Annotated in this window: 24 protein-coding genes and 3 pseudogenes; 16 read left to right on the top strand and 11 right to left on the bottom strand. The window is 43.0% G+C overall.

What is annotated here, in order from left to right:
* Together EWV66_RS08765 and EWV66_RS08760 are read left to right on the top strand one after the other, a co-directional pair.
* On the top strand, positions 1-522 hold a 522-nt coding region (locus EWV66_RS08765), incomplete at its 5' end, for an ISAs1 family transposase (RefSeq protein WP_287107802.1).
* 133 nt (positions 523-655) lie between these two features.
* On the top strand, positions 656-1,357 hold the full coding sequence (locus EWV66_RS08760; protein WP_002756702.1) for a hypothetical protein: 702 nt from the start codon (positions 656-658) through the stop codon (positions 1,355-1,357).
* Positions 1,358-1,915: 558 nt separating this feature from the next.
* On the opposite strand, the pseudogene EWV66_RS24080 reads toward EWV66_RS08760, so the two are convergent.
* The 5 genes and pseudogenes from EWV66_RS24080 to EWV66_RS08735 all read right to left on the bottom strand — a co-directional run bounded on the left by EWV66_RS24080 (position 1,916) and on the right by EWV66_RS08735 (position 6,982).
* Positions 1,916-2,196: pseudogene (locus EWV66_RS24080) on the bottom strand (hypothetical protein).
* 75 nt (positions 2,197-2,271) lie between these two features.
* Positions 2,272-2,451 (bottom strand): annotated as a pseudogene (locus EWV66_RS08750) (ClpB D2-like domain containing protein); the annotation flags it as partial.
* A 17-nt stretch (positions 2,452-2,468) separates the two neighbouring features.
* Positions 2,469-4,016: a hypothetical protein gene (locus EWV66_RS08745; RefSeq protein WP_287107801.1), complete on the bottom strand. Its 1,548-nt coding sequence runs from the start codon at positions 4,014-4,016 to the stop codon at positions 2,469-2,471.
* A 141-nt stretch (positions 4,017-4,157) separates the two neighbouring features.
* A complete protein-coding gene (locus EWV66_RS08740; protein WP_287107800.1) occupies positions 4,158-4,439 on the bottom strand; it encodes a hypothetical protein in 282 nt (93 codons plus the stop codon).
* Positions 4,440-4,516: 77 nt separating this feature from the next.
* The gene (locus EWV66_RS08735; protein ID WP_002765002.1) at positions 4,517-6,982 is read right to left on the bottom strand and encodes an ATP-dependent Clp protease ATP-binding subunit; all 2,466 of its coding nucleotides are present in this window, start codon (positions 6,980-6,982) and stop codon (positions 4,517-4,519) included.
* 564 nt (positions 6,983-7,546) lie between these two features.
* Between EWV66_RS08735 and EWV66_RS08730 the strand changes: the two genes are divergently transcribed.
* From EWV66_RS08730 to EWV66_RS08690, 10 genes and pseudogenes are all read left to right on the top strand, one after another.
* The gene (locus EWV66_RS08730; RefSeq protein ID WP_008199613.1) at positions 7,547-7,771 is read left to right on the top strand and encodes an addiction module protein; all 225 of its coding nucleotides are present in this window, start codon (positions 7,547-7,549) and stop codon (positions 7,769-7,771) included.
* Positions 7,768-8,064, top strand: a complete 297-nt coding sequence (locus EWV66_RS08725; RefSeq protein WP_052275568.1) for a type II toxin-antitoxin system RelE/ParE family toxin — start codon at positions 7,768-7,770, stop codon at positions 8,062-8,064. Before EWV66_RS08730 ends, EWV66_RS08725 begins: the two co-directional genes overlap by 4 nt.
* A gap of 426 nt (positions 8,065-8,490) precedes the next feature.
* A complete protein-coding gene (locus tag EWV66_RS08720) occupies positions 8,491-10,155 on the top strand; it encodes an AIPR family protein (protein ID WP_185236928.1) in 1,665 nt (554 codons plus the stop codon).
* A gap of 349 nt (positions 10,156-10,504) precedes the next feature.
* Positions 10,505-10,771, top strand: coding sequence for a hypothetical protein (locus EWV66_RS08715; protein ID WP_004160621.1), 267 nt, complete (start codon positions 10,505-10,507; stop codon positions 10,769-10,771).
* A gap of 4 nt (positions 10,772-10,775) precedes the next feature.
* Positions 10,776-10,919 (top strand): annotated as a pseudogene (locus EWV66_RS24075) (clan AA aspartic protease); the annotation flags it as partial.
* Positions 10,920-11,005: 86 nt separating this feature from the next.
* Entirely contained in the window at positions 11,006-11,434 is a 429-nt protein-coding gene (locus EWV66_RS08710) for a DUF29 domain-containing protein (protein ID WP_072925634.1), read from the top strand.
* A gap of 438 nt (positions 11,435-11,872) precedes the next feature.
* Positions 11,873-12,490 carry a hypothetical protein gene (locus EWV66_RS08705; protein WP_072925637.1) on the top strand — a complete coding sequence of 206 codons (618 nt, stop codon included), beginning with the start codon at positions 11,873-11,875 and terminating at the stop codon, positions 12,488-12,490.
* 207 nt (positions 12,491-12,697) lie between these two features.
* Positions 12,698-12,973 carry a hypothetical protein gene (locus tag EWV66_RS08700; protein WP_002801699.1) on the top strand — a complete coding sequence of 92 codons (276 nt, stop codon included), beginning with the start codon at positions 12,698-12,700 and terminating at the stop codon, positions 12,971-12,973.
* Positions 12,974-13,189: 216 nt separating this feature from the next.
* Positions 13,190-13,399, top strand: coding sequence for a type II toxin-antitoxin system HicB family antitoxin (locus EWV66_RS08695; protein WP_002734849.1), 210 nt, complete (start codon positions 13,190-13,192; stop codon positions 13,397-13,399).
* Positions 13,392-13,619, top strand: coding sequence for a type II toxin-antitoxin system HicA family toxin (locus EWV66_RS08690; RefSeq protein ID WP_149987308.1), 228 nt, complete (start codon positions 13,392-13,394; stop codon positions 13,617-13,619). Before EWV66_RS08695 ends, EWV66_RS08690 begins: the two co-directional genes overlap by 8 nt.
* Before the next feature lie 147 nt (positions 13,620-13,766).
* Here the strand turns inward: EWV66_RS08690 and EWV66_RS08685 are convergent, their stop codons facing one another.
* The 4 genes from EWV66_RS08685 to EWV66_RS08670 all read right to left on the bottom strand — a co-directional run bounded on the left by EWV66_RS08685 (position 13,767) and on the right by EWV66_RS08670 (position 17,783).
* Complete coding sequence (locus EWV66_RS08685; RefSeq protein WP_287107799.1) at positions 13,767-14,714, bottom strand: PRC-barrel domain-containing protein; 948 nt, start codon at positions 14,712-14,714, stop codon at positions 13,767-13,769.
* A gap of 264 nt (positions 14,715-14,978) precedes the next feature.
* Positions 14,979-16,238 (bottom strand): dihydrolipoamide acetyltransferase family protein, encoded by a 1,260-nt coding sequence (locus EWV66_RS08680; RefSeq protein ID WP_287107798.1) that lies wholly within the window; start codon positions 16,236-16,238, stop codon positions 14,979-14,981.
* Positions 16,239-16,779: 541 nt separating this feature from the next.
* On the bottom strand, positions 16,780-17,523 hold the full coding sequence (locus EWV66_RS08675; protein ID WP_002756734.1) for a DUF561 domain-containing protein: 744 nt from the start codon (positions 17,521-17,523) through the stop codon (positions 16,780-16,782).
* 92 nt (positions 17,524-17,615) lie between these two features.
* A complete protein-coding gene (locus tag EWV66_RS08670) occupies positions 17,616-17,783 on the bottom strand; it encodes a hypothetical protein (RefSeq protein WP_002756735.1) in 168 nt (55 codons plus the stop codon).
* A 191-nt stretch (positions 17,784-17,974) separates the two neighbouring features.
* Here EWV66_RS08670 and glmU point away from each other — a divergent pair, with 191 nt between their 5' ends.
* Positions 17,975-19,345, top strand: a complete 1,371-nt coding sequence (gene glmU / locus EWV66_RS08665) for a bifunctional UDP-N-acetylglucosamine diphosphorylase/glucosamine-1-phosphate N-acetyltransferase GlmU (RefSeq protein WP_052275575.1) — start codon at positions 17,975-17,977, stop codon at positions 19,343-19,345.
* 133 nt (positions 19,346-19,478) lie between these two features.
* Here the strand turns inward: glmU and EWV66_RS08660 are convergent, their stop codons facing one another.
* Positions 19,479-20,294 carry a hypothetical protein gene (locus EWV66_RS08660; RefSeq protein WP_052275576.1) on the bottom strand — a complete coding sequence of 272 codons (816 nt, stop codon included), beginning with the start codon at positions 20,292-20,294 and terminating at the stop codon, positions 19,479-19,481.
* A gap of 350 nt (positions 20,295-20,644) precedes the next feature.
* Between EWV66_RS08660 and EWV66_RS08655 the strand changes: the two genes are divergently transcribed.
* A complete protein-coding gene (locus EWV66_RS08655; RefSeq protein ID WP_072925656.1) occupies positions 20,645-21,226 on the top strand; it encodes a thioredoxin family protein in 582 nt (193 codons plus the stop codon).
* A 180-nt stretch (positions 21,227-21,406) separates the two neighbouring features.
* Here the strand turns inward: EWV66_RS08655 and EWV66_RS08650 are convergent, their stop codons facing one another.
* The gene (locus EWV66_RS08650) at positions 21,407-22,657 is read right to left on the bottom strand and encodes an FGGY-family carbohydrate kinase (RefSeq protein WP_052275578.1); all 1,251 of its coding nucleotides are present in this window, start codon (positions 22,655-22,657) and stop codon (positions 21,407-21,409) included.
* A gap of 2 nt (positions 22,658-22,659) precedes the next feature.
* On the opposite strand from EWV66_RS08650, the gene EWV66_RS08645 reads away from it, so the two are divergent.
* Both EWV66_RS08645 and EWV66_RS08640 read left to right on the top strand, forming a co-directional pair.
* On the top strand, positions 22,660-23,718 hold the full coding sequence (locus EWV66_RS08645) for a tocopherol cyclase family protein (protein ID WP_052275579.1): 1,059 nt from the start codon (positions 22,660-22,662) through the stop codon (positions 23,716-23,718).
* A gap of 93 nt (positions 23,719-23,811) precedes the next feature.
* A complete protein-coding gene (locus EWV66_RS08640) occupies positions 23,812-24,054 on the top strand; it encodes a hypothetical protein (protein WP_249264876.1) in 243 nt (80 codons plus the stop codon).
* The last annotated feature ends 203 nt before the right edge of the window (positions 24,055-24,257 follow it).

Genomic DNA, 24,257 nt, shown 5'->3' with positions numbered 1-24,257 from the left:
GTCAAAAACTGGTTTGAGCAAGCTCAAGCACATCAATTTGATGGTATTCAATTTAGTTATGATTACCGTCTGGAAAAAGGTCATCATCGCCTCGAAAAACGTTGGTGTTGGGCTGTACCCTTAGAAGCTTTCGGCGGTCTTTATCAACAGGCTCAATGGCAAGGAATTCAAAGTATTATCATAGTTAAACGAGTTCGTCATCCTGGTCATAAAACCACTTGTGAAGTCCAATTTTATCTCAGTTCTCTCCCTGCTGATGCTCAAAAAATAGGTAATGCTATTCGTAAACATTGGAGCATTGAAAATCAGGCTCATTGGATTTTAGATGTTACTTTTAATGAGGATCAATGTCGGATTCGCTCAGGCCACAGCCCTCGTAATTTTGCATTCTTGAGACGAGTAGCACTTAACGCTCTTAACCAAGAATCCACTTACCGACGTAGTCTGGCACAAAAAAGTCAACGGGCGGCCATGGATAATAACTATATGATGGCTGTGCTGAAAGCCTTTTGTCAAGCCTAATTGAGATGCTCTTACCCTGGGTGATTCTGGCAAGAGCATTTGTTCGCTTGACTTGCTGTTCTTACTTATTATACTATAACAGTCCTTGGGCTATCAATTTTTCGAGATACCCAACTATGTAAACAAATATATTATGAATCAAGGCATTGACTATTTTAATCGTGGACATTGGTTAACAGGGATTCAAGAACGCTTAAGTGTAGAAGCTCGCCGTAAGATGTTTGATTTAGCTATGAACAAACTCGATTTACGGGCAGGAGAAAGTATTATTGATATTGGTTCTACTCCAGATGTGGAGAGGATAGACAGTAACTGTATGATTCCCTGGTTTCATGAAGCAGGGTTAACTGTCGCCCTCTCTTCCCCAGAAGACATTTCTTCCCTGAGCCAAGTGTTTCCTTTTGCCAAAATTTTAAGCCCCAATGGATTTCATCGCCCAATTCTTGCTAAGGAGTGTGAGTTTGATGTAGCCACCTCTAGCGCAGTTTTAGAACATTGTGGTTCGACTCATTTACAGGTTGAACATATTCGAGAGTGTGCCAGAGTTGCTAGTAAAATATTCTTAACTACACCCAATCGTTGGCATTGGCTAGAATTTCATACTAAACTTCCCCTAATCCATTGGTTACCTAAATCTTGGCATCGGTTTCTATTAAATATAGTCGGGTTATCCTTCTGGGCTAAGGAAGATAATTTAAACCTACTGGGTAGAGCCGAATTATTAAACTTAGCTAAACAAGCTTTAGGAGACAATTTCAGTATTAGAGTCGAAACCATCTGGGCGCTGGGAATGCCTTCCAATTTAGTATTATTAGCTAGACGTATTAATGACTAATACAGGGTAAGCGCATCTTAACAATCCTTGACAAAATGAACTTTATGTGAGTTGCTTACCCAGAGGTACATTCAGGCATATTTGAGGAGAATTTGCCATCTCAATTGTTAAGCAAAAATCGACCCAATGTTAAGATTTCGTAACTATTCTGATTGACTGGTATCACTTGAAATGCCCACACAGCAAGCAGATCACAAAAGTGGCTAATTATCAATAGCGTTTGAGATGCGCTCACCCTGGTATTAAATGTAAAATACTTGGATAAAACGTCAAGGTAGTTATGCAGACAAAGAACTCGTATTTTTTAGATTTAACTCCTCTAAGAGAATTGATGCTTTCCAGAACCTTCTGGTTCAGTCTCAGCATCGTATTCTCTATTTTGTACAGTATCTTATTCTTACAAATCGCTTTCGGTAGCGAGTACAGCATTCAGGATGACGCACGCCTTAGTATTGTTGACTTCCAGGAAAGAATAGGGCTGACTGGCTAAGGTAAAATTAGGGTTTCGGCTTATCCTGAACTCAGGTTAGTTATGACATGGCAATTCTACAAAACCGCCTAATTTGATAGCTTTTTACGATCTTCTGATCTGCCGCTTCTAGGCTGGTAATTGCGGTTTCTGCCGTCAAAATGTCAGGAATATCAGTTAAACTGGCAGTTTGATCAACCTGTTCATTTCTAGCAAATAAATTGCTCATATCTTGAGAATAATTAGAAGCGATCGATAATAAAGCTCCAGCAAAAATATAGAGAGGTAAAGGTAAAATAAACCCCTTGGCTCACTGATAAAATTCCACCAACAAAAATAACAAAACACAACCCACAATCCAGACTTTCATCGCACTTTTTCCCTATTTTTACGAGAAAAGGTGAGCAAAAAGCCCCCCCTGTATTTAACTAATTCCAGTGAGAATTTATTCAATCACGGGAGCGATTAACTCGCGTCTTTCCCCCGAAATAACTTTCACCTTACCTTCCTCATCGATATCGACCATGGCCGTATCCCCATCAGAAACCCGTCCGGAGAGAATTTCCTCAGCCAGAACATCTTCCAACAGACGCATAATCGCACGACGTAAGGGACAAGCAAGGTATTAAGTTTCCATCACTACTACCCAATCACTAGGAAAAGTAGAGTGCTGATCAAAGCTGTGATCAAGAGGAATCCCCAAATTTTCCAGAGCAATCCTTGCGCTTTGTTGGATTTAAGGGGCCAGAAATACACCCTACTGGCGAGATCCGACTTACTGTACTTTCTACCGGCGAGAGCGGACTTACTGTACTTTTCCTCAGTTAAGCAACTTTGGGATCGAGAAAGACCAATTAAACAACTAACACTGTCGATACGTTCAGCTAAACGAAACCTCAAAAAACTTTTTGGTTCTGCAAAGATGACCACACCACTATTTACACTAGGGTCAAAGACAAGAGAAGTAAATTGAACCAAAATGGAAAGAACAACCAAGCTGCTAATTAACCATCGTTTGAGCCGATTAACCGATAACATCTCTAAGATTAGCAAAGCTATTAAGGGGAGAAGTAGTAGCTGAACTGAGGTAACGTGATAACGAGCAGCCCAAGAACCATCTCCATGCCAGAAATCCAGTTTGCTGGTTAAGATAATATGAAAGATAAGTGCAAAAATTGAGGAAATAAAATATATTCGTATATAAGGTGTTAATTTGTTAAATAAAATAATCCCCAATACTAAACACGGTAAAAGAAAGGGGTCGTAAATAAATATACTTTTAGCTGGTGAGAAGAGAACGCCGAGAATACCAACGTAGGGAGGGTGTATGAGAGGATAATTAGGGGGCAATTCTGGCAACCCTGAAAAGATTGCTCCATTGCGGATTTGCTCCATGAGTAAGGATGTTCCCGTTGTCCAAAAATCCCCAAAGCGTAAGTAATTAAATAATCTACTCATAAAAAAGAAGGGAAATAAGCCGAAGTTCCAGAGTATGGCTGTCTTAAAGATTTGATTCAGCTTGAAATTTTTATAAATTAGACAGCTAATTAGAAACCCAAAAACTGTGAGAGCATAAATGATAGTTGTCGAGCGAATTATAATAGCTGCTCCGATTGCCAATCCACTCAAAAAAACATAAGGTACTTTGTTAGTTTTAATATAAGCTAAAGCACAAGCATAACCTAAAATCACACAAAGTAGGACTGGATTATTTTGTTGAAAAGTTTGTGCATAGTGGAGAACGGTAGTACCTAGCAACCAAATCAAGCTAGCAGATGCCGCAATTTTCTCCTGAAAATCAAATAGTCTAAGTAACCAATAACAAGAGAGAACAACTAATACATTTAGAGGGATAACTACAAGAAAACTAACCGCAAATTCTCGTAATAAATAAGGCTTAATACTAGGAAAAACTTTAGAGAGTTGAGTGCCAATCCAATCTGCGGGCAACATTAATAAAGATTGTCCCATATCATAATGTTCATATCGTTTTCCATCTACTCCTAAAACACCAACACGGTCTAATCGAGAGGAAGGACGATAATTTGGGGGTAAAGAAACCTCCTCAGTTCCTGTCCACAGGGCATGGGCCATTCTTAGCCTAACATCGGTATCTGGAGGTAAGTTGGCAGGATTGATTATTGTTATCCAGAGTAGGGCAATAAGAGCTACTTTTGTGACTGTTTTCATGATCATCTATTTTTAGTATCTGTTTGAAAAGTTATCGGGCGTTGCTGATTTTAAGTATCAATTGTCCTCTCGGCAATTTTTAAAACCTAGCACTAAGGTAACTTGTGGATAGGAGGCACAATTTAGTCTTCATGTCTTGATTCAGCGACACCGCTTTTTACTATCCTCCGCTGCTGCCGCTTCTAGGCTGGTAATTGCGGTTTCTGCCGTCAAAATGTCAGGAATATCACTTAAACTAGCAGTTTGATAAACCTGTTCATTTCTAGCAAATAAATTGCTCATATCTTGAGAATAATTAGAAGCGATCGATAGCAAAGCTCCAGCAAAAATATAGAGAGGTAAAGGTAAAATAAACCCCTTTGCCCACTGATAAAATTCCACCAACAAAAATAACAAAACACAGCCCACAACCCAAACTTTCATCGCACTTTTTTCCCCTATTTTTACGAGAAAAGGTGAGCAAAAAGCCCACCTTTTATTTAACTAATTCCAGTGAGAAGTTATTCAATCACGGGAGCGATTAACTCACGTCTTTCACCGGAAATTACTTTCACCTTACCTTCTTCGTCGATATCGACCATGGCCGTATCGCCATCAGAAACCCGTCCGGAGAGAATTTCCTCAGCCAGAACATCTTCCAACAGACGCATAATCGCACGACGTAAGGGACGAGCGCCATAGGCCGGATTATAACCCTCCTCGATCAAGCGTTCTTTAAACTTATCAGTGACAGACAAAGTAATATTTTGTTCTGTCAGACGTTTAAACACATCCTTGAGCAGGATTTCGGCGATTTCCTTGACTTCTTCCTTATTGAGTTGACGGAAGACAATAATCTCATCAAGACGGTTGAGGAATTCAGGGCGGAAATACTGTTTTAATTCCTCATTAACCAGCGATCGAATGCGATTATACTGGGCCTCGGCCTGATTATCGGCAAACTCGAAACCTAAACCACCGCCACCCTTCTCGATCACCTTAGAACCGATGTTCGAGGTCATGATCAACAGGGTATTTTTAAAGTCCACCGTGCGACCTTTAGCATCGGTCAAACGTCCATCTTCAAGGATTTGCAGAAGCATATTGAAGACATCGGGGTGAGCTTTTTCGATTTCGTCGAATAGCACCACCGTATAAGGACGACGACGCACCGCTTCCGTTAATTGTCCCCCTTCGTTGTAACCAACGTAACCCGGAGGCGAACCGATTAACTTAGAAACCGTGTGCCGTTCCATGTATTCCGACATATCGAGACGGATCATCGCATCTTCGGAACCAAAGAAATAAGCGGCCAGAGCTTTAGTTAACTCGGTTTTACCTACCCCCGTCGGACCGGAGAAGATAAAGGAAGCAATGGGACGGTTGGGATTTTTTAGACCGACGCGAGCGCGACGAATGGCACGGGACACCGCTTTTACTGCGTCCTCTTGACCGATGAGACGCTGATGCAGGGTATCTTCCATGTGCAGCAGTTTCTCGGATTCGGTTTCGGTCAGTTTATTGACGGGAACCCCAGTCCAAGAAGCAACGATGTGAGCGATTTCCTCCGCATCCACAAAGGGTTCATCGTTGCCATCTTCGCCTTTTTTGGTGGAAGCGAGATTCCGGATCTGGGTTTTGATTTCCATTTCCCGATCGCGCAATTCCCCGGCTTTCTCGAAGTCTTGACCGCGCACCGCGTCATCTTTTTGTTTGAGAATTTGCCGCAGTTCTTTATCTAATTCCTTGGCTGCCGGTGGCAATTGGGAATTAATCAAGCGCACTCTCGAACCAGCTTCATCGATTAAATCGATCGCTTTGTCCGGTAAGAAGCGATCGCTAATGTAGCGATCGGACAATTTCGCCGCCGCTTCTAGTGCTTCGTCTAAGATTTTTAATTTGTGGTGCTGTTCGTAGCGTTCCCGGAGACCGTAGAGAATTTCGATCGTTTCTTCTACGGAGGGTTCACCGACCATAACCGGTTGAAAACGTCTTTCTAGAGCCGCATCCCGTTCGATATGTTTGCGATACTCATCCAAGGTCGTCGCCCCGATACATTGCAGTTCTCCCCGGGCCAAAGCCGGTTTGAGAATATTGGCCGCATCGATCGCCCCTTCGGCAGCCCCAGCACCGATGAGAGTGTGAACCTCATCGATCACAAGGATGACGTTACCCGCTTGGCGAATTTCGTCCATGATTTTTTTGAGGCGTTCCTCAAATTCGCCGCGATACTTGGTTCCCGCCACTAACAAGCCGATATCGAGGGTGACAACCCGTTTTTCTTCGAGAATGTCGGGAATATCCTTGTTAGCGATGCGTTGGGCCAATCCTTCTGCGATCGCTGTTTTACCTACCCCCGGTTCCCCGATCAGGACTGGGTTATTTTTGGTACGACGACCGAGAATTTGGATAACGCGCTCGATTTCCTTTTGTCGGCCGACCACGGGATCGAGTTTACCCTCGCCGGCCATTTGGGTGAGATTGGAACCGAATTCATCAAGAGTGGGGGTTTTAGTGCGACCTTGGGAAGATGAACCGGCGGCCACTTCGGCGGTTTCCCCTAACATTCTGATCACTTGGGTGCGAACTTTTGAGAGATCCACCCCGAGATTTTCCAGAACCCTAGCGGCCACACCTTCCCCTTCGCGAATTAGTCCTAAAAGGAGGTGTTCTGTGCCAATATAGTTATGGCCCAGTTGACGGGCTTCTTCGAGGGAGAGTTCTAAAACTCGTTTGGCTCTGGGGGTGAAGGGAATTTCCACGGCTACGAATCCGGAACCGCGACCGATGATTTTCTCCACCTCCACGCGCGCATCTTTGAGATTGACACCCATGGACTTGAGGACTTTGGCGGCAACTCCCGTTCCCTCTCCAATTAGTCCTAGTAAAATCTGCTCTGTTCCCACGAAGTTATGGCCAAGGCGGCGGGCTTCTTCTTGGGCGAGCATGATTACTTTAATGGCTTTTTCCGTAAATCTTTCAAACATAGCCTATCCATCACCTACACAAGCGACCCTAGATATGCTGATTTTAGCACGGCTTTTTAGTTTAGCTGTCTCTCAGTGATCAGTTATTGGGGAGCGGCTATTAGTTATAGTGGTTATAGGGCTGAAGATTTTTTCTGGGGTCAATCGGTCTCAGCTGACTTGCGGAGATGCCCGGAATCTCCCGGATTATGGTTTTGGTCCCCTGGAAACCTGCCGATAAGTTGTTCACCGTTGCATAATCCCCTAGGGTCGTGGTCATCCCCATCTCTCGATCGCTTGACTATTGATCGCCCATTTTCAGACCAAAACTGGAAGTATAAGCAGATTAAATATTACTACCTATTGACAAATTAGTATATATGTTGTAGAAGAACGGGTGATATACAGAAAGTTGACCCATATCGTTACTCTGGACAGTGTTATGCAGAAAGTTGACCTATAATATGTAGTTAGGTCGCTTAGTATTTGAGTCATCACTATGTATGCCTAAACTAACGCTTCAAGTCCGAACCCATGACAACTTGTTAGAACTACTCGCTCAATCTGAATCGGGAGCTTGTCTGTATGGATATCGCGGCTACACTAAATGAAATTACAACTTTAAGTGTTGAGGATAGAATCCTTCTGGTTCAAGCGATTTGGGACAGTATTGCAGTGGAACAGGTGTATCCTGATTTAACCGAGGCGCAAAAACACGAACTCGATCAGCGGATTGAGGGTCATAATAATGATCCCGATAACGTCCTCACCTGGGAAGAGATGAAAGCATCAGTCAGAAAGCAAGCATGAAGTATGTACTGGTATTTCGTCCAGAAGTCCGTGACGACCTCAGCGATGCCTATGATTGGTATGAGAGTCAACAAGCTGGTTTGGGTGATGAATTTATTGATTGTGTAGATGACTTACTCAATCAGATCGGCATGATGCCAGAGTCTTATGCAATCGTTTATCTGGACATTCGACGAGCAGTCATCAGACGATTCCCATATGCTGTCTACTATCGAGTGATTTCAAGTCGGGTCGTTGTGACCGCAATTTTTCATGGTCGGCGTGATCCAAAGTCATGGCGATCGCGAACCTAACAACCCCAATGCACCGGACCATTGAGGTTATTGGTTAGTGCGATGCCGAAGGCACTGCGTAGCAGGGCGCATCGCTTCGTGGGTTGGGTTGAGCGAAACAATACTGGGGCAAAAATAGCTCAATTCGCTTGAAAAAGCGCAACCCAACCACCCCAAAGGTTACTCTTTGTTGGGTTTCCTTGGGTTAACCCAACCTAAAATAATTGCTGCTCTATCGATCGCCCATTTTCAGACCAAAACTCGAAGTATAAGCAGATTAAATATTACTACCTATTGACAAATTAGTATATATGTTGTAAGACGGGGTAATATACAGAAAGTTGACCCAGATCGTTACTCTGGAGACTGTTATGCAGAAAGTTTTCGTATAATATGTAGTTAGGCACAATAAAATAAGCTATTTAAATATGTTCGTTAAATAAGTACATGAATATTAATATATCCATCATCGACCAACGCTTGGTATCAGTTAGCAACGACATTCGTCAAAAAGCTTCTGAAGAACTACGAATCACAGATGAAGGCCGGCTTAAGTCTTTGGCTTTTGTATATCTGTGCGTTAAAACCATTTTAGATTTAGATGGAGATGATGTTTTTGATTGCTTAACAGAAGGAGGTGGTGACTTTGGAGTAGATGCTATACATATCTCAGAAGAATATGACGGTGAATTTACAGTTAGTTTATTTCAGGCAAAATATAAGAACAACCTAGAAGGAAACTCTAACTTTCCTGAAGAAGGTATAAAAAGTTTAATAAACGCAATTAATTACTTATTTAATCCAGCAGCCAAACTAGAACATATTAATCAACGACTGCTTGTGAAAGTGGAAGAAGCTCGTAGCCTAATCCGGGATGGCTATATTCCCCAAGTTCGGATAATAGCTTGCAACAATGGGCTGAAATGGAATTTATCTGCTCAAGAGGCTATTGATCGTGCTGAGTTTGGAGATCAGGTGACATGGGAATATGTTAATCACGAGCGTTTAGTCAAAATTCTTCAAGCTTCTAAACCCGTAAAAGATACTTTGCAGCTAAGTGGCAAAGCTATTGTGGAAGATATGGAGTTTAGCCGAGTACTGTTGGGTAGAATTTCGGTGACAGAAATTGCCACACTTATAGAGCGACATGGAGAACGTTTATTAGAGCGCAATATTCGTCGCTACTTGGGTTTACAAGGAAATCGCGTAAATGAGGGTATCCGTCATACTTTAACTAGCGATGAAAAAAACAATTTTTACTTTTATAATAACGGGGTCACGTTGATTTGTGATAGTTTCTCATACAACGCATTGCAAGATGGCGATTACAAAGTGCGTGTTGAGAATTTACAAATCATTAACGGTGGTCAAACGTGTATGACCATATTTAAAACCTTGCGAGAACCAGATTTAATTCATCAAAATGCCCAAGCTTTTGTTCTTTTAAGACTCTATCAATTGCCTCGTGAAAATGAAGGTTTAGTTCAAAGAATTACCTACGCAACCAATAGCCAAAATCCAGTAGATCTCAAAGATTTACGTGCTAATGATGAGCGCCAGAAAATATTGGAAAAGGATATTGAGCAATTAGGATTTAACTACAGGACTAAACGTTCCAATACTCCTACTCGCTCTGCTGATATTACTTCAGGAGTAGCTGCTGAGGCAGTATTATCCGTTTGGCGAAGAAAACCTCATCAAGCAAAGTTTTTCTCTCGTGAACATTTTGGGAAACTGTATGATACAATCTTTACTGACCAATTAAATGGAGCGCAAATCGTAATAGCTGTCCAGCTTTACAGAATTGCAGAAAACCGCCGCAAAAGACCTGAGTCTACTGACCCAGATTTTGTCCGCTATGCTTCCTGCTTTATTGCAATGCAGATGGGACAAAAACTTTTGGCTGATATGAAAGTTCAGATGAAAGACATTAGTCATCAAAATTTTCAATCAGCCCAAATGCTTATTGATCAAAATGGGGAGAGTTACTTTAATGCTTCATTACAGGATATTAAACAGGCACTTCAGGATCTTTATGGAGAACAAGAGATTTCCTTGCAGCAGCTATCTGCAACATTTCGACGTGGTGATTTAATAAGTAGACTTCAATGAATCAAATCGGTTCAATAATTCGACTTCTTTTCTTGCAAACTCGCTTAACCTAACTTCACCGTTAGCTGAAATATTGGTGAATTTTCAAAGTTGCCTGTTGCTGTGTAACTTCACAGATTAATATAGTGCGATGCCAAAGGCACTGCGTAGCAGAGCGCAATCTTGTAGGGTGCGTTCCCTAAGGCAACTTCTACCGCTCCACCAATAGATTTTTGAGGAACGCACCATGCTCATTGATTGAAGCTGTAAGTGCGATGCCGCTCTTGTGGGCTAAGTTGGCGAATGTTAGCGAAGATTGCCAATGTTTAGGTTAAAATAGAGGGGCAAAAGTGGCAACGGGGTCAGGACAATGACAGTTAATCAACTCCGCTACAGCAAAGAAGAATTCGCTCGACGTGGTAATGAGATTTATCAATCTCAGGTGCGCCCCCAAGTCGAGGAAGGCAATCATGGGAAGATTGTAGCCATAGATATTGAAACAGGTGCTTTTGAGCTTGCCAATGACACAATAACTGCTTCTAATCGATTGCTTGAACGAAACCCTGATGCTCAAATCTGGCGTGTCCGAATTGGGTATAAAGGCGTTCACCGCTTTGGTGTAGGTCGTCTGCTTTAACTTTATGATGAACGGAATTGTTGATCAAAACTGCGAGGCAACGCTTCGGTTAGTCGTAAGCAATGAGAGTAAACAGAGGCAGGTAATTGATGCTGTTATTGATACAGGGTTCACAGGCTTTTTGACCTTACCTCTGACAGTAATCAGTTATCATTAAGAAAACGCCGGATCGTTAACCTAACAGAATTAACCCCACAATCCCACCCGAAAAGCTTGAAAAACAGGGAACCGGTTATGCCAACCACCTACAATTGCGATTTAATTCTCTGGGCCCGGGATACGGCTCAACTTTTGCGGGAACAACGCTGGGATGCCATTGACTGGGAGCATTTAATCGAGGAAATCGAGGATTTGGGGAAAAGTGAACGCAGTGCGATTGGTTCTCAAATGGAGCGAATTTTGCTTCATCTGCTCAAGTGGCAATATCAACCCCAACGGCACTCCGATAGTTGGCTGGATTCCATCAATGATGGGCGATCGCAAATTCGTCGCAAATTAGAGGATAGTCCCAGTCTACGCGGTTATCCCGCGCAAATTTTGGATAAGGAATATACCAGAGCGCGTCGAGAAGCCGCCAGACAAACGGGTTTAATCCTTAGCATTTTTCCAGAGTTTTGTCCCTATACTATCGCGCAGGTGATCGAAGATTGGTGGCCCCAGTGATAGCCTTGATTAAAGGTTAAATAATCCTAAATCCGGTTATTAAAGACTGATTATTTATTCTCCCTTTTTGCATGAGTGCATGAGCAGAAAACGGGTTTCTCGGAGAAACCCGTTTTCTGTGCGTTGCTCAACCGATTTAGTATTATGTGACAGTTGAGGGTGCGGAATGTGGGATTGATCGCCCATTTTCAGACCAAAACTCGAAGTATAAGCAGATTAAATATTACTACCTATTGACAAATTAAGTATTTTATGTTACAGAACGGGGTGATATACAGAAAGTTGACCTATATCGTTGCTCTGGAAATTGTTATGCAGAAAGTTGACCCATATCGTTGCTCTGGAGAGTGTTATGCAGAAAGTTGACCCATATTGTTGCTCTGGAGAGTGTTGTGCGGAAAGTTGACCTATAATATGTAGTTAGGATAGAATACCAGAATGAACAATATTCCAGATAAATATATTGATTTGATGGCTATAGTCAGGAAAAGACTAGATGTGATTGATAAGATAAAATCCTTAGGAAAGGATGATTTTTATTTATCAGAAACTGTTGCATTCCATGGTCGAAAGATAATTGAAGCTATTGCCTTTTCATGCTTGTTAGCTGTTGATAATAGTCTTAAATCAGTTCCTAAAGATGCAAAAGGTCAGTATAATGCAGAAAAAATTTTCAAAACCTTAAAAAAGCAAGGAATTAATGCCTTACAAAATCCTTCGAGCATTAGGCAGGCTAATCAAGAAGAAAAAATTCAGCATAATGTAAATGTAGTGATAGAAGGTATTCCAGCGAAATGCCTAACATATGATGAACTCATCAGTATTTATCAAAATTTGCACAATTGGTTGCACGAGTTAAATCCTTATACTAAAAAGGGTCATATTGAATTTAACAATACAAACCAAGAACAACTGTGGGATGATATATCGAGACTTGAAGGTATGATAGAGCATCATGCTATGCTCGTAGAAGGTATTGGTTTTTACTGTACTTTACGCGATAAAGTTACTGGTGATACTAAAATGATACCTATATCAAAAATAAGTGATATTTAGTGCGATCGCAATCTTGTAGGGTGCGTTCCCCAAATGCAACTTCTACCGCTCCACCAATAGATTTTTGGGGAACGCACCATGCACATTGATTGAAACTGTGAGTCTAAATGCGATGCCGCTCTTGTGGGCTTAGTTGAGAAATGTTAGCGAAGATTGCCAATGTTTAGGTTAAAATGGAGGGGCAAAAGTGGCAACGGGGTCAGGACAATGACAGTTAATCAACTCCGCTACAGCAAAGAAGAATTCGCTCGACGTGGTAAAGAGATTTATCAATCTCAGGTGCGCCCCCAAGTCGAGGAAGGCAATCATGGGAAGATTGTAGCCATAGATATTGAAACAGGGGCTTTTGAAGTAGCAAAAGACAGCCTCACAGCTTCCGATCAACTTTTAGCCCGATTGACCTATGCTCAAATTTGGTTCGTAAGAATCGGACATCGAGCAGTTCATCGAGTCGGTTTGATTGGGGCAAATTTATTTCAATGATTAATCAACTCTACGCTTGTTTTTGCACAATCTTCTCACTCAATTCTAGGAAGGTGGGACAATATTGGATTAATTACTAATAACCTAATATCTTATAGAGTTTTTCAAAAAGCTTGAGTTGGGTCAATGATCAGGAAACCTAACTATTTTCTAACCAAACGATTAGGAAACAGTTATGTTATGATTTTCAGAGTAAGCCTGAGATGATAAGACACCATGAAAAATCGCATCTTTACTGTTATTTTGTACAAAGAAGATAATATGTACATTGCTGAATGTCCAGAAGTTGGTACAGTAGATCAAGGAGAAACAATTGAGCAGGCGATTGCTGGATTGAAAGAAGCCACACGGCTTTACCTAGAGGAATTTACCTTACCAGAAACATCCCCTAGATTTGTGACCAGTATTGAGGTTAGTTATGCCTAAGCTGCCACGAATCTCTAGTCGGGAGGCAGTTAGATCTCTTGAACGCTTAGGCTTCGAGCAAGTTCGTCAAACAGGTAGCCATGTTGTGATGAAGAAAGAAACCGAAGAGGGCAAAATTGGTTGTGTTGTCCCTGTACATCAGGAATTGAAGGTTGGTACATTAAGTGGAATTCTGAAACAAGCCCAAGTCACCGTTGAAGAGTTCATTGAACATCTGTAAGGTCTGACAAATCACTGCACTCGAAGTGATAGCAAAAGTATTTAGTCCCCCCAGAGAACCCCCTTGAGCCACATAGCACACTTTTCTTTTTTTGTCAAATTTTATGTTAAGAAATATGTAACTAATGGATAGGGGGATGACCAAAGATTAACCGTCTTCGTATTCGGGGATTCTTTCCTTTTTCTTCTCGGTGATATTGATGCGGGGGGGATTGTAATCCGGTTCCACATCATCATCCCACATATCATCCTCGGCCTTATCCTCGTAATCGTCGTACTGAGGACGAGAAAAGCTTTCTGTGCGTTCTGAGCGCGCTTCTCCCCAGTTATCTTCTTCTTCCTCGTATTCTTCCTCATAATAACGAGCTTCGGCCCGTTTTTGCGGTGGGGGAGTGGCGCGCAGGGGTTCTTTTTCCCATTCGTCTTCACTCCAGCGTTCTTCAACGGGTTTAGCGGCCTCAACGGGAGTGCGGAGGGGAATACCCGTACCTAACTGATTTTCCGGACGAGCAGCGGGAGTATAATAAGCTTCTTCCTCTTCTCTTTCCCAGGGGGGACGACCAATACCCAAACGTTCCAAAACCCCCACACTAACCTGCGTGAGACGTTCTTCGGCCCCTTCAAAGACAATTAAGCGATTCGGACCGCTGCTAACCACTTCTTCAATGGCAATTTCGTAGGTACTGATCAATTGTTCGGGGATAAGAGGCAATCCCAGGGAAGCGATGACAATGGAATGTAATTGACCACTAAGGGGATCAAATTGATAATCGCGGACTTTGCCTAAAGGTTCGCCGGTTTCCGTGATCACTTCACTACCGATTAAGGGAGTATAAGCATCGATATCGACGGATTCCAAGACGTTATCATCTTCAACGAGAACCACGTCTCCCGTCTGACTGATGCTCGATAAATACATATATTGAGGCATTCCCGACAGGGAGAGGATATTATCGCGGAGTCCTAGGGCAACCACTTCTCGTTGATCGATATCTACTAGGATATCTTTAACAACGCCGAGTTTTTTGCCTGTATTGCGAGTGATAACCTGTGTATTTAAAAATTCTGAACGTAAGCGACTATTCTCTGTGATCATTTTTTCCTATGGGTAGGCGTTAGGTCGTGGGAATACGAATTAGTGTAGGCTTAATATATAGGGCGAGATCGAGGGTTAATTTACCGATATTGGCTTAGATCTTAAAGTTCCCTGAGATTAACACTTTTTTTGGCCTTGTTTGGGCGATAGTTTGGGGTGATAGATAAGGTTAAACCTATTTTAGCTAATTCTTTACATTTTTTTAGTAACAACAAAGCAGGAGCTAGAGAGAAACTCCCTTGGCTCCTGCTGTCTAGATTCTGATTACATAGTTAAGGACTGCACCTCAGTTTCGATCAGTTTAGCCAAGTCTTGCAGAAAGGAGGCAGCATCGGCCCCGTAGATGACTCGGTGGTCACTGGTGAGATTAACCGTCATCTGTTTTTGCACTCCGAATAAACCATCTTTATTGACGACGATTTGGGGACGGGAAGCACCCACGGCCAGGATTGCACCTTGGTTGGGGGGTAAGATAGCGGTAAAGCGATCGACTCCGAACATTCCCAGATTAGAAATGGTAAAAGTACCACTATTATATTCTTCTGGTTGCAGTTGTTTAGTGCGGGCGCGATCAACTAAATCTTTCCAACTGCGGGAGAGGGAATAGATATCCATCTGGTCAGCAGAGCGCAAAACCGGCGTAATTAAGCCACCACCAGGCATAGCCACAGCTACGGCCACGTTAATCGCCCCGTGGTATTGGATTCCTGCGTCGCTATAGCTGGCATTAACTATAGGATGTTTAGCGAGGGTGTTGGCTACCGCTTTTGCTAACAGGGCCGTCATGGTGACACCCTTAGATTTTAGCTGTTGATAGAGTTGATCCAGTGGGTCAGTGGTGATAGTGTAGCCCACTTGGAAGGTGGGAACCTGTAGGCTAACCGACATATTCTGAGCGACGGCTTTTTGCAGAGTGGTGAGGGGAACAGTCCGACCGACCGGGGCGCTGGTTGGAATCGGGGCTTTAGGAGCCGCTACAGGCACGCTGACGGGTTGCGGAGGAGTAATGACGGGAGCGGGGGCGGTGCTGACTTTTCCTGTCGCTTTTTCTACGTCTTCGGCGGTAATTCGTCCGTGGGGACCGCTACCCACTAGGGTTTTCAGATCCACCTTTAATTCTTTAGCCAGTTTTTTGGCCCTGGGAGAGGCGACTAAACGGCCATTTTCTTTAACGGCGGCGACGGGGATCGAAACGGGAGGCGGAGCGATTTCTGGGGTCTCTACGGGCTTGCTAGGGGCGACTGCGGCGGTTTTTCCCTGAGCTTTGGCCAGTTCAATTTCCGCTTCAGTTTCGGCGATATAGGCGATCGCTTCTCCTACGGGTGCTTCTTGGCCAGCTTCGACTAAAATTACAGCGAGATAGCCATCATAAAACGATTCCACGTCCATGTCGGCTTTGTCGGATTCGACCACTAACACCGTTTCCCCTTTGCTGACTTTTTCCCCGGGGGACTTCACCCAAGAAACTATTTTTCCTTCGGTCATGGTGGAACTGAGCGCGGGCATGAAGATATCTCGAATCATGGTGGAGTGCTTCTATCTCTAATGTTTTGAGCCATAGGGCATTTTACCACAGTTGATGGGGTTGGGGCTTTTCAGTTATCAGTTATCAGTTATCAGTGAGCAGTAATCAGTAATCAGTAATCAGTAATCAGTAATCAGTAATCAGTAATCAGTAATCAGTAATCAGTGAGCAGTAATCAGTGAACTGATAAGCTGTTGACTATAGCGTTTCCTAAGCTAGTGAGGTACACCTATTTTTCTTCCCTTTTGCCTTTTCCCTCTTGCATGAGTGCCTAAAACCCATAACTTTTGTACCTCAGCAGACTGAAAAACGCTATATCTAAATTGCTCGTTAAGATTGCAGGGGAGCGCCGGAGCTGCGGAGCAGGGAGAAGCAGTTTGAGCATTTGTACTAAAATTTCCAAGACGCGGTTTAAATTCAGTACAGCTTAACTCACATCTGATAACTGAAAACTCACATCTGGTAACTGATAACTGGTGACAAAGGGAAAAAGAGAAGGGAAAACGGACCCTTCTCCGTCGTATCTAGACAAAAATTGTTCTAGTTGCCAATATGGACCGGTTGTGCTTGCAGAGATTCGACTAAACCGCGCACAGCTGCCACCATAGCCACTTCATTATCCAATTGATTGATCGCCGAACCAACACCGATACCGGCCGCTCCAGCAGCGATCGCCATAGGAGCGGTGACAATGGATAAACCGGAAGCGCAGAGGACGGGAACCTTCACCGCATGGGAAATAGCGTGGGCTGCCGCTAAAGTCGGGGCGGCTTTTTCAATCAGTCCCAAAATACCGGCGTGACGGGGTTGACTGCTAGTGCCGCCTTCGGTTTGAATAATGTCAGCACCCTGACTAACTAAAGCTTCCGCTAGTCTCACCTGTTCATCGAGGGGCAGCAGATGGGGAACTGTCACAGACAGGGTAATTTCGGGCAGTAAGTCGCGAGTTTGACGGGTTAGGGCTAAAACTTCCGCCGCCTCAAAAATGCGTCCTTGGGCATAAAAACTATCGAAATTACCGATCTCAATTAAATCGGCTCCCGCGTCCACTGCCATCACCAACAATTCTGGCTCGACGGCCGATACACACACGGGTAAATTTGTCAAGGCTTTTACCGTCCGAATTAGGTCAGCATTAGCGGCAATATCGACAAAAGTTGCTCCTCCGGCTGTAGCGGCTTTAACTACTGAGAGAACCTGCGAGCGATCGAAATTATTTAACCCACTAATCACTTTCAGGGCATGACGACGGGCGAAGGCTTGCTGTAAGGTAAAATTGATCATTAATCTACACCTATCTGGAATTCTCAAAAAACATTTTCCCACCTTCTCGCCGATCAGAGGGTGGGATTTGAGAATTCTTAGGGAAATTTTCTTTAATTTAGGTGTTGATTCTCTTGGTTTTTGCGCTTGAGGTTTTGCAGTTGTTGCAGCAGTACCTCGATTTCCGCTTCTAGATGCAGGTATTTCACCTGTTGGTCAGCTTGGTAGGTGGTGCGAATCTGTTTCATGGCGGAGGATTCCTTAGTTAGTACAGTTGTCATAGCGGTATCTATAGAGTGCTGATTATGTTTAATTGTTTCAATTTGTATATAGTACCTTAACAATGTCTTAAAGAAAACCTTTTTATGGTAGTTTCTCAACTGGCACAGGATCAAAGAGGGGAAAAATTCTTGCAACCAAGGGGATCGGAGTGCGATATACTCAGTCGCGAACGATATTGGCAAGCATGACCATGGTAGCGGTAGCAATTTTAGCAGCGGGTAAGGGAACCCGAATGAAGTCCAGCCTTCCGAAAGTTTTACATCCCCTCGGCAGTCGCTCGCTAGTGGAACGGGTGCTTAATGTCAGCGAATCCTTACATCCCCGGCGAAAACTGGTGATTATCGGTTATCAAGGGGAACAGGTGCGAAATAATCTACAGCATCTTGAGGATATCGAATTTGTTGAACAAAAGGAACAGTTAGGCACTGGCCATGCTATTCAGCAGTTAATCCCCCATTTAGAGGACTTTCAGGGGGATTTGTTGGTCTTAAATGGCGATGTTCCCCTGTTGCGTCCCGAAACCTTGCAAAATCTTCTCCAGATTCATAAAAACCATGGTAACGCTGCCACCCTCTTAACTGCTAACCTCCCTAACCCGAAAGGTTACGGTCGAGTTTTTTGTGATGGCAATAATCTCGTTAAGCAGATTGTCGAGGAAAGAGACTGTACCGATGCCCAACGACAAAACCACCGGATTAATGGAGGTATATACTGCTTTAATTGGTCAAGATTAGCGGCGATACTGCCTAATTTAACGCCCAATAACGATCAAGGTGAGTATTATCTCACGGATGTGGTCAATTTTCTCGATCCCGTCATGGCTGTGGATGTGGAGGACTGTTTAGAAATTAGCGGCATTAACGATCGCAAACAATTGGCCGCCGCCTATGATATCCTGCAAACTAGAGTCAAAGATGATTGGATGGCCGCTGGAGTCACCATAATTGACCCCGATAGTGTCACCATTGAGGATACTGTCACCCTCAGTGCCGATGTGATTATCGAACCCCAAACCCATCTGCGCGGTGAGACGATAATCGCTTCTGGTTGTCGTATAGGTCCGGGGAGTTTAATCGAAAATAGTCGGATAGGCAGCGATGTAACGGTCTTATTTTCGGTGATTTCTGATAGTCAGGTGGATTCTGGTTGTCGCATCGGTCCCTACGCTCATTTGCGCGGAGAAGCGAAAATTGGGGCTAATTGTCGAGTCGGTAATTTTGTTGAAATTAAAAAAAGTGACATCGGCAATAAAACCAATATTGCCCATTTATCCTATCTGGGAGATGCCACTTTAGGGGAAAAAGTTAACGTTGGTGCGGGAACAATTACTGCTAATTACGATGGTGTGAAAAAACACCAAACTATGATCGGCAGTGGCACAAAAACCGGGGCAAATAGTGTTTTAGTGGCTCCTCTAGAATTAGGAAAAAATGTCACCGTGGCCGCTGGTTCAACTATCACTAGAAATGTCCCCGATAATGCCTTAGTTATTGCTCGCGAAAGTCAGCGTGTGATCGAAAATTGGGCAGATCAGTTTCAGTCGGTTAATTCTGGGATTTAAGGTAAGAAAACCGTTGCTAAATTCCGAGATTAGAGTCAACATAAACGGGGAGGAAAGAAAGAGGGGTTGAGTACCATTCAACCCTTATTTATACAAGCGAACTAGATAGTGATTAAGGAGTATGTTTGCTGATTTAACGGCTGCGACGACCGGCTTTACCGACTACGCGAATATTTTCAGGAGATTCGGTAAGTTTCACAATATCTCCCTGAACGGCGATGATATCTTGCAGTCCTCTTTCCTCCATTTCTGAAAGAATATCGATTCTCTCATTTTTAATCTCGAGAAACTCGATAAATCCCGCTAAAGAATCTGCTGAACGAAAATACTCCTCCAATCGCCGCCATAATTTTGGCCAAATTGGAGCGATTGTTTTCAAGTCATCCTTATTTTTAACAGTAACTCCCGTTAAAGTTTTATCACTAGGCCAATAACCTTTTTTATCTTTCTTAGCCACGGCTAAAGCTTTGTTGAATTCTTGTCGCAATTGGGTAAAAAGCGTATTGTAATATAAAGGGTAGGCATAACCCTCTAGTACCTGCCGATAGTTGACGGAATTTTTCAGTAGTTTAGCATCTAAAAATACTTCATCCCCATCTTCTCGCTCGGTATTTCCTGCGAAAACAAAACAAATCGGACGACCAGAACCGTCATCTACCATGCGCGCTAGAATATAGCCCTTGGGGGTGGGATTATTATTTTGATCGTAACCGATTAAATCGAGCATATTCTCTTTAGCTTGAGTCGATAAAGGTTTAATTGCTCCTTTTTCGATTGCGTCGATACCCTCGAAACGTAACTGCACAGTGCCGTTATCAGGAGAAATATTCGGTCTTCGACCTTCTAATTCAAATAATAGGCGACGATTGTTTGCCAAAAAACGTACCGAATCCCCATCGGGTTGACCGAATTGTGGGGTAAATTTACCTTTGATGAGAATAAACGCCATAAAACCTCTAAGTAGTTGGACAAAAGTAAAGTTATGTGTGATAATTTTTGCTTATGGAATCGTGAAATGCTTATCGGGCAAGACTTTTAGGGCTATTTTGCGGAAGAAAGTATCAGTATAGACCTCGTTTCCACACAGAAACCAGAAGAGCCAAGCGTCAAGTCGGGAGTCAGCTTTTTTCTACCGCTCTCCACTTCCCACTCCGATGCAGCTCTAACCAGTAATTTAGATAGGTCAATCACTTATCAGTTCACTGTTTACTGATACTGATTAAGGTCTTAAGTTTGCGCGATGAAGCATGAAATGCTATAAAAATCTCAGTCCTCCCTATAGAAAAGAGTATAAACTTTATGGCACGCACCGAGTCCACAATGTTAGATTTGGGGACAAAAGCTCCCAGTTTTGCCTTACCCGATGTGGTTTCGGGTGAAACTATCTCTCTGGACAGCTTTGCGGCTAAAACCGCTCTGTTAGTCATCTTCCTCTGTGAACATTGTCCCTTTGTTAAACACATTCAAGAAGAACTTACCCGTCTAGGTCGCGATTATGCTAACACCAATCTGGGCATCCTCGCCATTAGTTCTAATGATGTGGAGAAATATCCCGATGATTCGCCAGAAAATTTGAAAAAAATGGCGATAACTCTTGACTTTAAATTCAATTTATGCTACGACGAAAGCCAAGAAGTGGCGAAAGCTTACACGGCAGCCTGTACTCCCGATTTTTTCCTCTTTGATAGTCAGCGCATTCTAGTCTATCGCGGTCAATTGGATGATAGTCGTCCTAGTAATGGAATACCAGTCACAGGCAAAGATCTGCGCACCGCCATTGACAAGGTTTTAACCGGTCAACCGGTGCCGACGGAGCAAAAACCGAGTTTAGGCTGTAATATCAAATGGAAACCGGGTAATGAGCCACCCTATTATGGTTAATTAACGAAGGGTGTGGGGAAGTGGGGAAGTGGGGAAATGGGGAAATGGGGAAGTGGGGTGTGGGGAAATGGGGAAGTGGGGAAGCTGTCTCATCACCCTATCACCCCAAAACCCTATCACCCTATCTCCTGAATACTGACGACCGACGACCGACTCCTGACGACCGACTCCGTTAAGAGATTATTTCAAGAGCGTAACCGATTGCTGTGCTAATAAGGCAGTACCATAGGCCGCTTGCTCCTGTTGAGATAAAAGCACGGGAACCCCTAAATGACGCTGACGAATTATTCTCCAAGTCGGATTTTTTGCCCCACCACCGGCACTATCAACTCGCTCTAATTTATTGGCCCCCAATTCCTGTAAACGCTGATAACCTAAAGCTTCAATGCGGGCAATACTTTCTAGTAAACCATGCAAAAATTCTAAAGGATTATCGGGGCGAGGAGTCAGTTTTGCGGGTAAAAAAGGATCGTTAATGGGAAAGCGCTCGCCGGCTTTTAGGAGGGGATAATAATCTAAATTACTTTCTTTTTCTCCATCTATTGCTAAACTATAATTTCTCAATTCTTCATGAGAAAAAAACTTCTTTAACACCGCTCCCCCCGTATTAGATGCCCCACCAGTTAACCACAAATTTCCTAAACGATGACTATAGATGCCATAGTTACTATCATCAACTTTCTGGCTACTTAATAATTTTAAAACTAAAGTTGAACCTAAAGATGTCACTGCAGCCCCTAAAGAATTAGCACCACTGGCTAAAAATGCCGCTATGCTGTCGGTGGTTCCCGTATAAATTAAACAATCTTTCGGGATAGCAAAACGAGTCACTAAATCTGGTTTAATAGTATCGATCGCTGTACCCGGAGCAAAAATTTCCGGTAGTAAATTAAACATCGGTAAATTCTCTAACCATTGGGGATAACAGAGATTTTCGAGATCATAACCTAACTTTAAGGCATTATGATAATCACTAATTCCCAGTTTACCGTGCAGGAGAAATGCTAACCAATCCGCTTGCGAGAGAAAATAACGCGCTTGCGAAAAAATTTCTTGTTCACTCCACCAAAGTAATTTAGCTAAACTAGAGGTGGCACTAATTACGGGATGGTGAGGGGGTGCTATAGCTTTAATTGCTTCTAAAAACGCAATTCCTCGCCCGTCATTGTATAATATTGCCTCAGAAAGAGGATTACCCCAATTATCACATAATAACACCGTCGAGGAAGTACCATTAATCGCGATCGATTTAAGTTCTGAACGCACCGAATCCCCTAGATTATCCAATAAATAAAATAGGGCCTTTTGCCAATCCTGAAAATTGGCATTAGTGAAGGGATAATGAACCTCAGCGACGATATTTTTGCTAGAATCAATAGCGATCACTCGCGCTCCCGACGTGCCAAAATCAATACCTAAAGATAAACCCATAGATGTCTTCACAACCCCCTCATTCTGGCTACCATTGGGATGGTATCACTCCCCGATTCTTTGAAGGTTGGTACTTCCGAGTCATGATTCCGCAATTAGCCGACGGATTCGCCTTTATGTATTCTATTCAAGACCCAAGCGGCGGTCAAGTCAATAGCGGCGGAGCGCTACAAATTTTAGCCATAGAATCTAATTATCTTTGTCGCACTTTTCCCGATACGGATAAATTTTGGGCAAGTCATCAGGAATTAGCCATTATTCATTGGGGAAAAACTAACTTAAAAATCCGTCCCCGTCTGCTTTCTCCGTTAGATTTTTTTGAGTCTATTCGAGAAGGTTATCAAGCAACGGCACACCAGCAGCAAGGACGAATTTATGATCCTGTCACTGGAGAAATCTGTCAATGGGATTATCGCATTGAAACTAGGTACACTTGGGGAGATAAAAAGCGTCCACCCCAAGCAACAGCAGGAATATTATCTTATTTACCGATTTTTGACCCGGGTTGGCAGATTTTAACTGCTCATGGTTTAGCAACGGGAATGATTACCCATCGGGGAAAAAATTATCAATTTCAGAATGTACCTTTTTATAGCGAGAAAAATTGGGGTTATTCTTTCCCCGAAAAGTGGTTTTGGATTAATTGTAATGCTTTCCCTGAAAATCCCGATTTAACCTTAACCGCAGTGGGTTCTACCCGGAAAGTTCTCCACTGGACGGAATCGGTGGGAATTATCGGTATTCACTGCCAAAATCGCTTTTATAAGTTTGATATCTGGGATTCTCAACTAACTTGGACAGTGCAACCCTGGGGATACTGGGAAATGAGGGCAACCAACGAGGATTATACCATTGTCTTAATCGGGATCAGTGATCATCCTCCCGATCGCGTGCGTGTACCCACAGAAAAAGGTCTCTGTTTTGCTTGTCAAGATACCCTCAAAGGTAAATTGTCGATAAAATTGGCTGATAGTCGTGGTAAAACCATTATAAATGCTTCTAGTGGTCTAGCTGGTCTCGAAATTGGCGGTATTTGGCCATCAGCATGGATAAAACGGTGAGTTAAATCACCATTGCGACGGGAGAATATCACTCTATTCTTGATTGATCGGTATTAACATAGAATCAGTTTTTGATCGCTAAAAAATTGCTTCATGAACCAACCTTCTCTCAATTTTGTTGAGAAATTAGTGATAGCAGAAGTGCAGGAACAGTTAAGGAATTTACCTGCTTCTTTTCGCAAATATCGCTCGGAGATTAAAATTGATCGAGTCATGAATAATGCTATTCAAATTCTGCCGCGCAGTTTCAAAACTTTGGAGAAAAAATATCACGACTATCACACCCGAAGATTAAGAATAACTTCAGCCACTCAGCAGCAAGAGCGATCGGTCTGACTGACGGACACATTTTTCAATACAAAGACAAGTACTGTTATGTGAAAGCCTCAAACCTGACTGACGGACACAAGTGGGTCAAAGCCTGACAAGACAAGGGTTGCCAAAAAGAAAAATATCTGGGTAGATAGGGAAAAAGCAAGAATCCCTACAAGATGAAAACCGAGAACAGAATCTTCTCCCAAGTTTATTCCTATCTAGAA

Source organism: Microcystis sp. M_OC_Ca_00000000_C217Col (assembly GCF_007095585.1).
GTDB lineage: Bacteria > Cyanobacteriota > Cyanobacteriia > Cyanobacteriales > Microcystaceae > Microcystis > Microcystis panniformis.
The sequence above is the reverse complement of the archived record's forward strand: the minus strand, read 5'-3'. Positions and strand labels throughout refer to the sequence as shown.

What these genes read in the sequence shown, in the direction of transcription:
- EWV66_RS08760 (WP_002756702.1), top strand. Translation starts at nt 656, where the DNA reads ATGAATCAAGGCATTGACTATTTTAATCGTGGACATTGGTTAACAGGG.
- EWV66_RS08745 (WP_287107801.1), bottom strand. Translation starts at nt 4,016, where the DNA reads ATGAAAACAGTCACAAAAGTAGCTCTTATTGCCCTACTCTGGATAACA.
- EWV66_RS08740 (WP_287107800.1), bottom strand. Translation starts at nt 4,439, where the DNA reads ATGAAAGTTTGGGTTGTGGGCTGTGTTTTGTTATTTTTGTTGGTGGAA.
- EWV66_RS08735 (WP_002765002.1), bottom strand. Translation starts at nt 6,982, where the DNA reads ATGTTTGAAAGATTTACGGAAAAAGCCATTAAAGTAATCATGCTCGCC.
- EWV66_RS08730 (WP_008199613.1), top strand. Translation starts at nt 7,547, where the DNA reads ATGGATATCGCGGCTACACTAAATGAAATTACAACTTTAAGTGTTGAG.
- EWV66_RS08725 (WP_052275568.1), top strand. Translation starts at nt 7,768, where the DNA reads ATGAAGTATGTACTGGTATTTCGTCCAGAAGTCCGTGACGACCTCAGC.
- EWV66_RS08720 (WP_185236928.1), top strand. Translation starts at nt 8,491, where the DNA reads ATGAATATTAATATATCCATCATCGACCAACGCTTGGTATCAGTTAGC.
- EWV66_RS08715 (WP_004160621.1), top strand. Translation starts at nt 10,505, where the DNA reads ATGACAGTTAATCAACTCCGCTACAGCAAAGAAGAATTCGCTCGACGT.
- EWV66_RS08710 (WP_072925634.1), top strand. Translation starts at nt 11,006, where the DNA reads ATGCCAACCACCTACAATTGCGATTTAATTCTCTGGGCCCGGGATACG.
- EWV66_RS08705 (WP_072925637.1), top strand. Translation starts at nt 11,873, where the DNA reads ATGAACAATATTCCAGATAAATATATTGATTTGATGGCTATAGTCAGG.
- EWV66_RS08700 (WP_002801699.1), top strand. Translation starts at nt 12,698, where the DNA reads ATGACAGTTAATCAACTCCGCTACAGCAAAGAAGAATTCGCTCGACGT.
- EWV66_RS08695 (WP_002734849.1), top strand. Translation starts at nt 13,190, where the DNA reads ATGAAAAATCGCATCTTTACTGTTATTTTGTACAAAGAAGATAATATG.
- EWV66_RS08690 (WP_149987308.1), top strand. Translation starts at nt 13,392, where the DNA reads ATGCCTAAGCTGCCACGAATCTCTAGTCGGGAGGCAGTTAGATCTCTT.
- EWV66_RS08685 (WP_287107799.1), bottom strand. Translation starts at nt 14,714, where the DNA reads ATGATCACAGAGAATAGTCGCTTACGTTCAGAATTTTTAAATACACAG.
- EWV66_RS08680 (WP_287107798.1), bottom strand. Translation starts at nt 16,238, where the DNA reads ATGATTCGAGATATCTTCATGCCCGCGCTCAGTTCCACCATGACCGAA.
- EWV66_RS08675 (WP_002756734.1), bottom strand. Translation starts at nt 17,523, where the DNA reads ATGATCAATTTTACCTTACAGCAAGCCTTCGCCCGTCGTCATGCCCTG.
- EWV66_RS08670 (WP_002756735.1), bottom strand. Translation starts at nt 17,783, where the DNA reads ATGACAACTGTACTAACTAAGGAATCCTCCGCCATGAAACAGATTCGC.
- glmU (WP_052275575.1), top strand. Translation starts at nt 17,975, where the DNA reads ATGGTAGCGGTAGCAATTTTAGCAGCGGGTAAGGGAACCCGAATGAAG.
- EWV66_RS08660 (WP_052275576.1), bottom strand. Translation starts at nt 20,294, where the DNA reads ATGGCGTTTATTCTCATCAAAGGTAAATTTACCCCACAATTCGGTCAA.
- EWV66_RS08655 (WP_072925656.1), top strand. Translation starts at nt 20,645, where the DNA reads ATGGCACGCACCGAGTCCACAATGTTAGATTTGGGGACAAAAGCTCCC.
- EWV66_RS08650 (WP_052275578.1), bottom strand. Translation starts at nt 22,657, where the DNA reads ATGGGTTTATCTTTAGGTATTGATTTTGGCACGTCGGGAGCGCGAGTG.
- EWV66_RS08645 (WP_052275579.1), top strand. Translation starts at nt 22,660, where the DNA reads ATGTCTTCACAACCCCCTCATTCTGGCTACCATTGGGATGGTATCACT.
- EWV66_RS08640 (WP_249264876.1), top strand. Translation starts at nt 23,812, where the DNA reads ATGAACCAACCTTCTCTCAATTTTGTTGAGAAATTAGTGATAGCAGAA.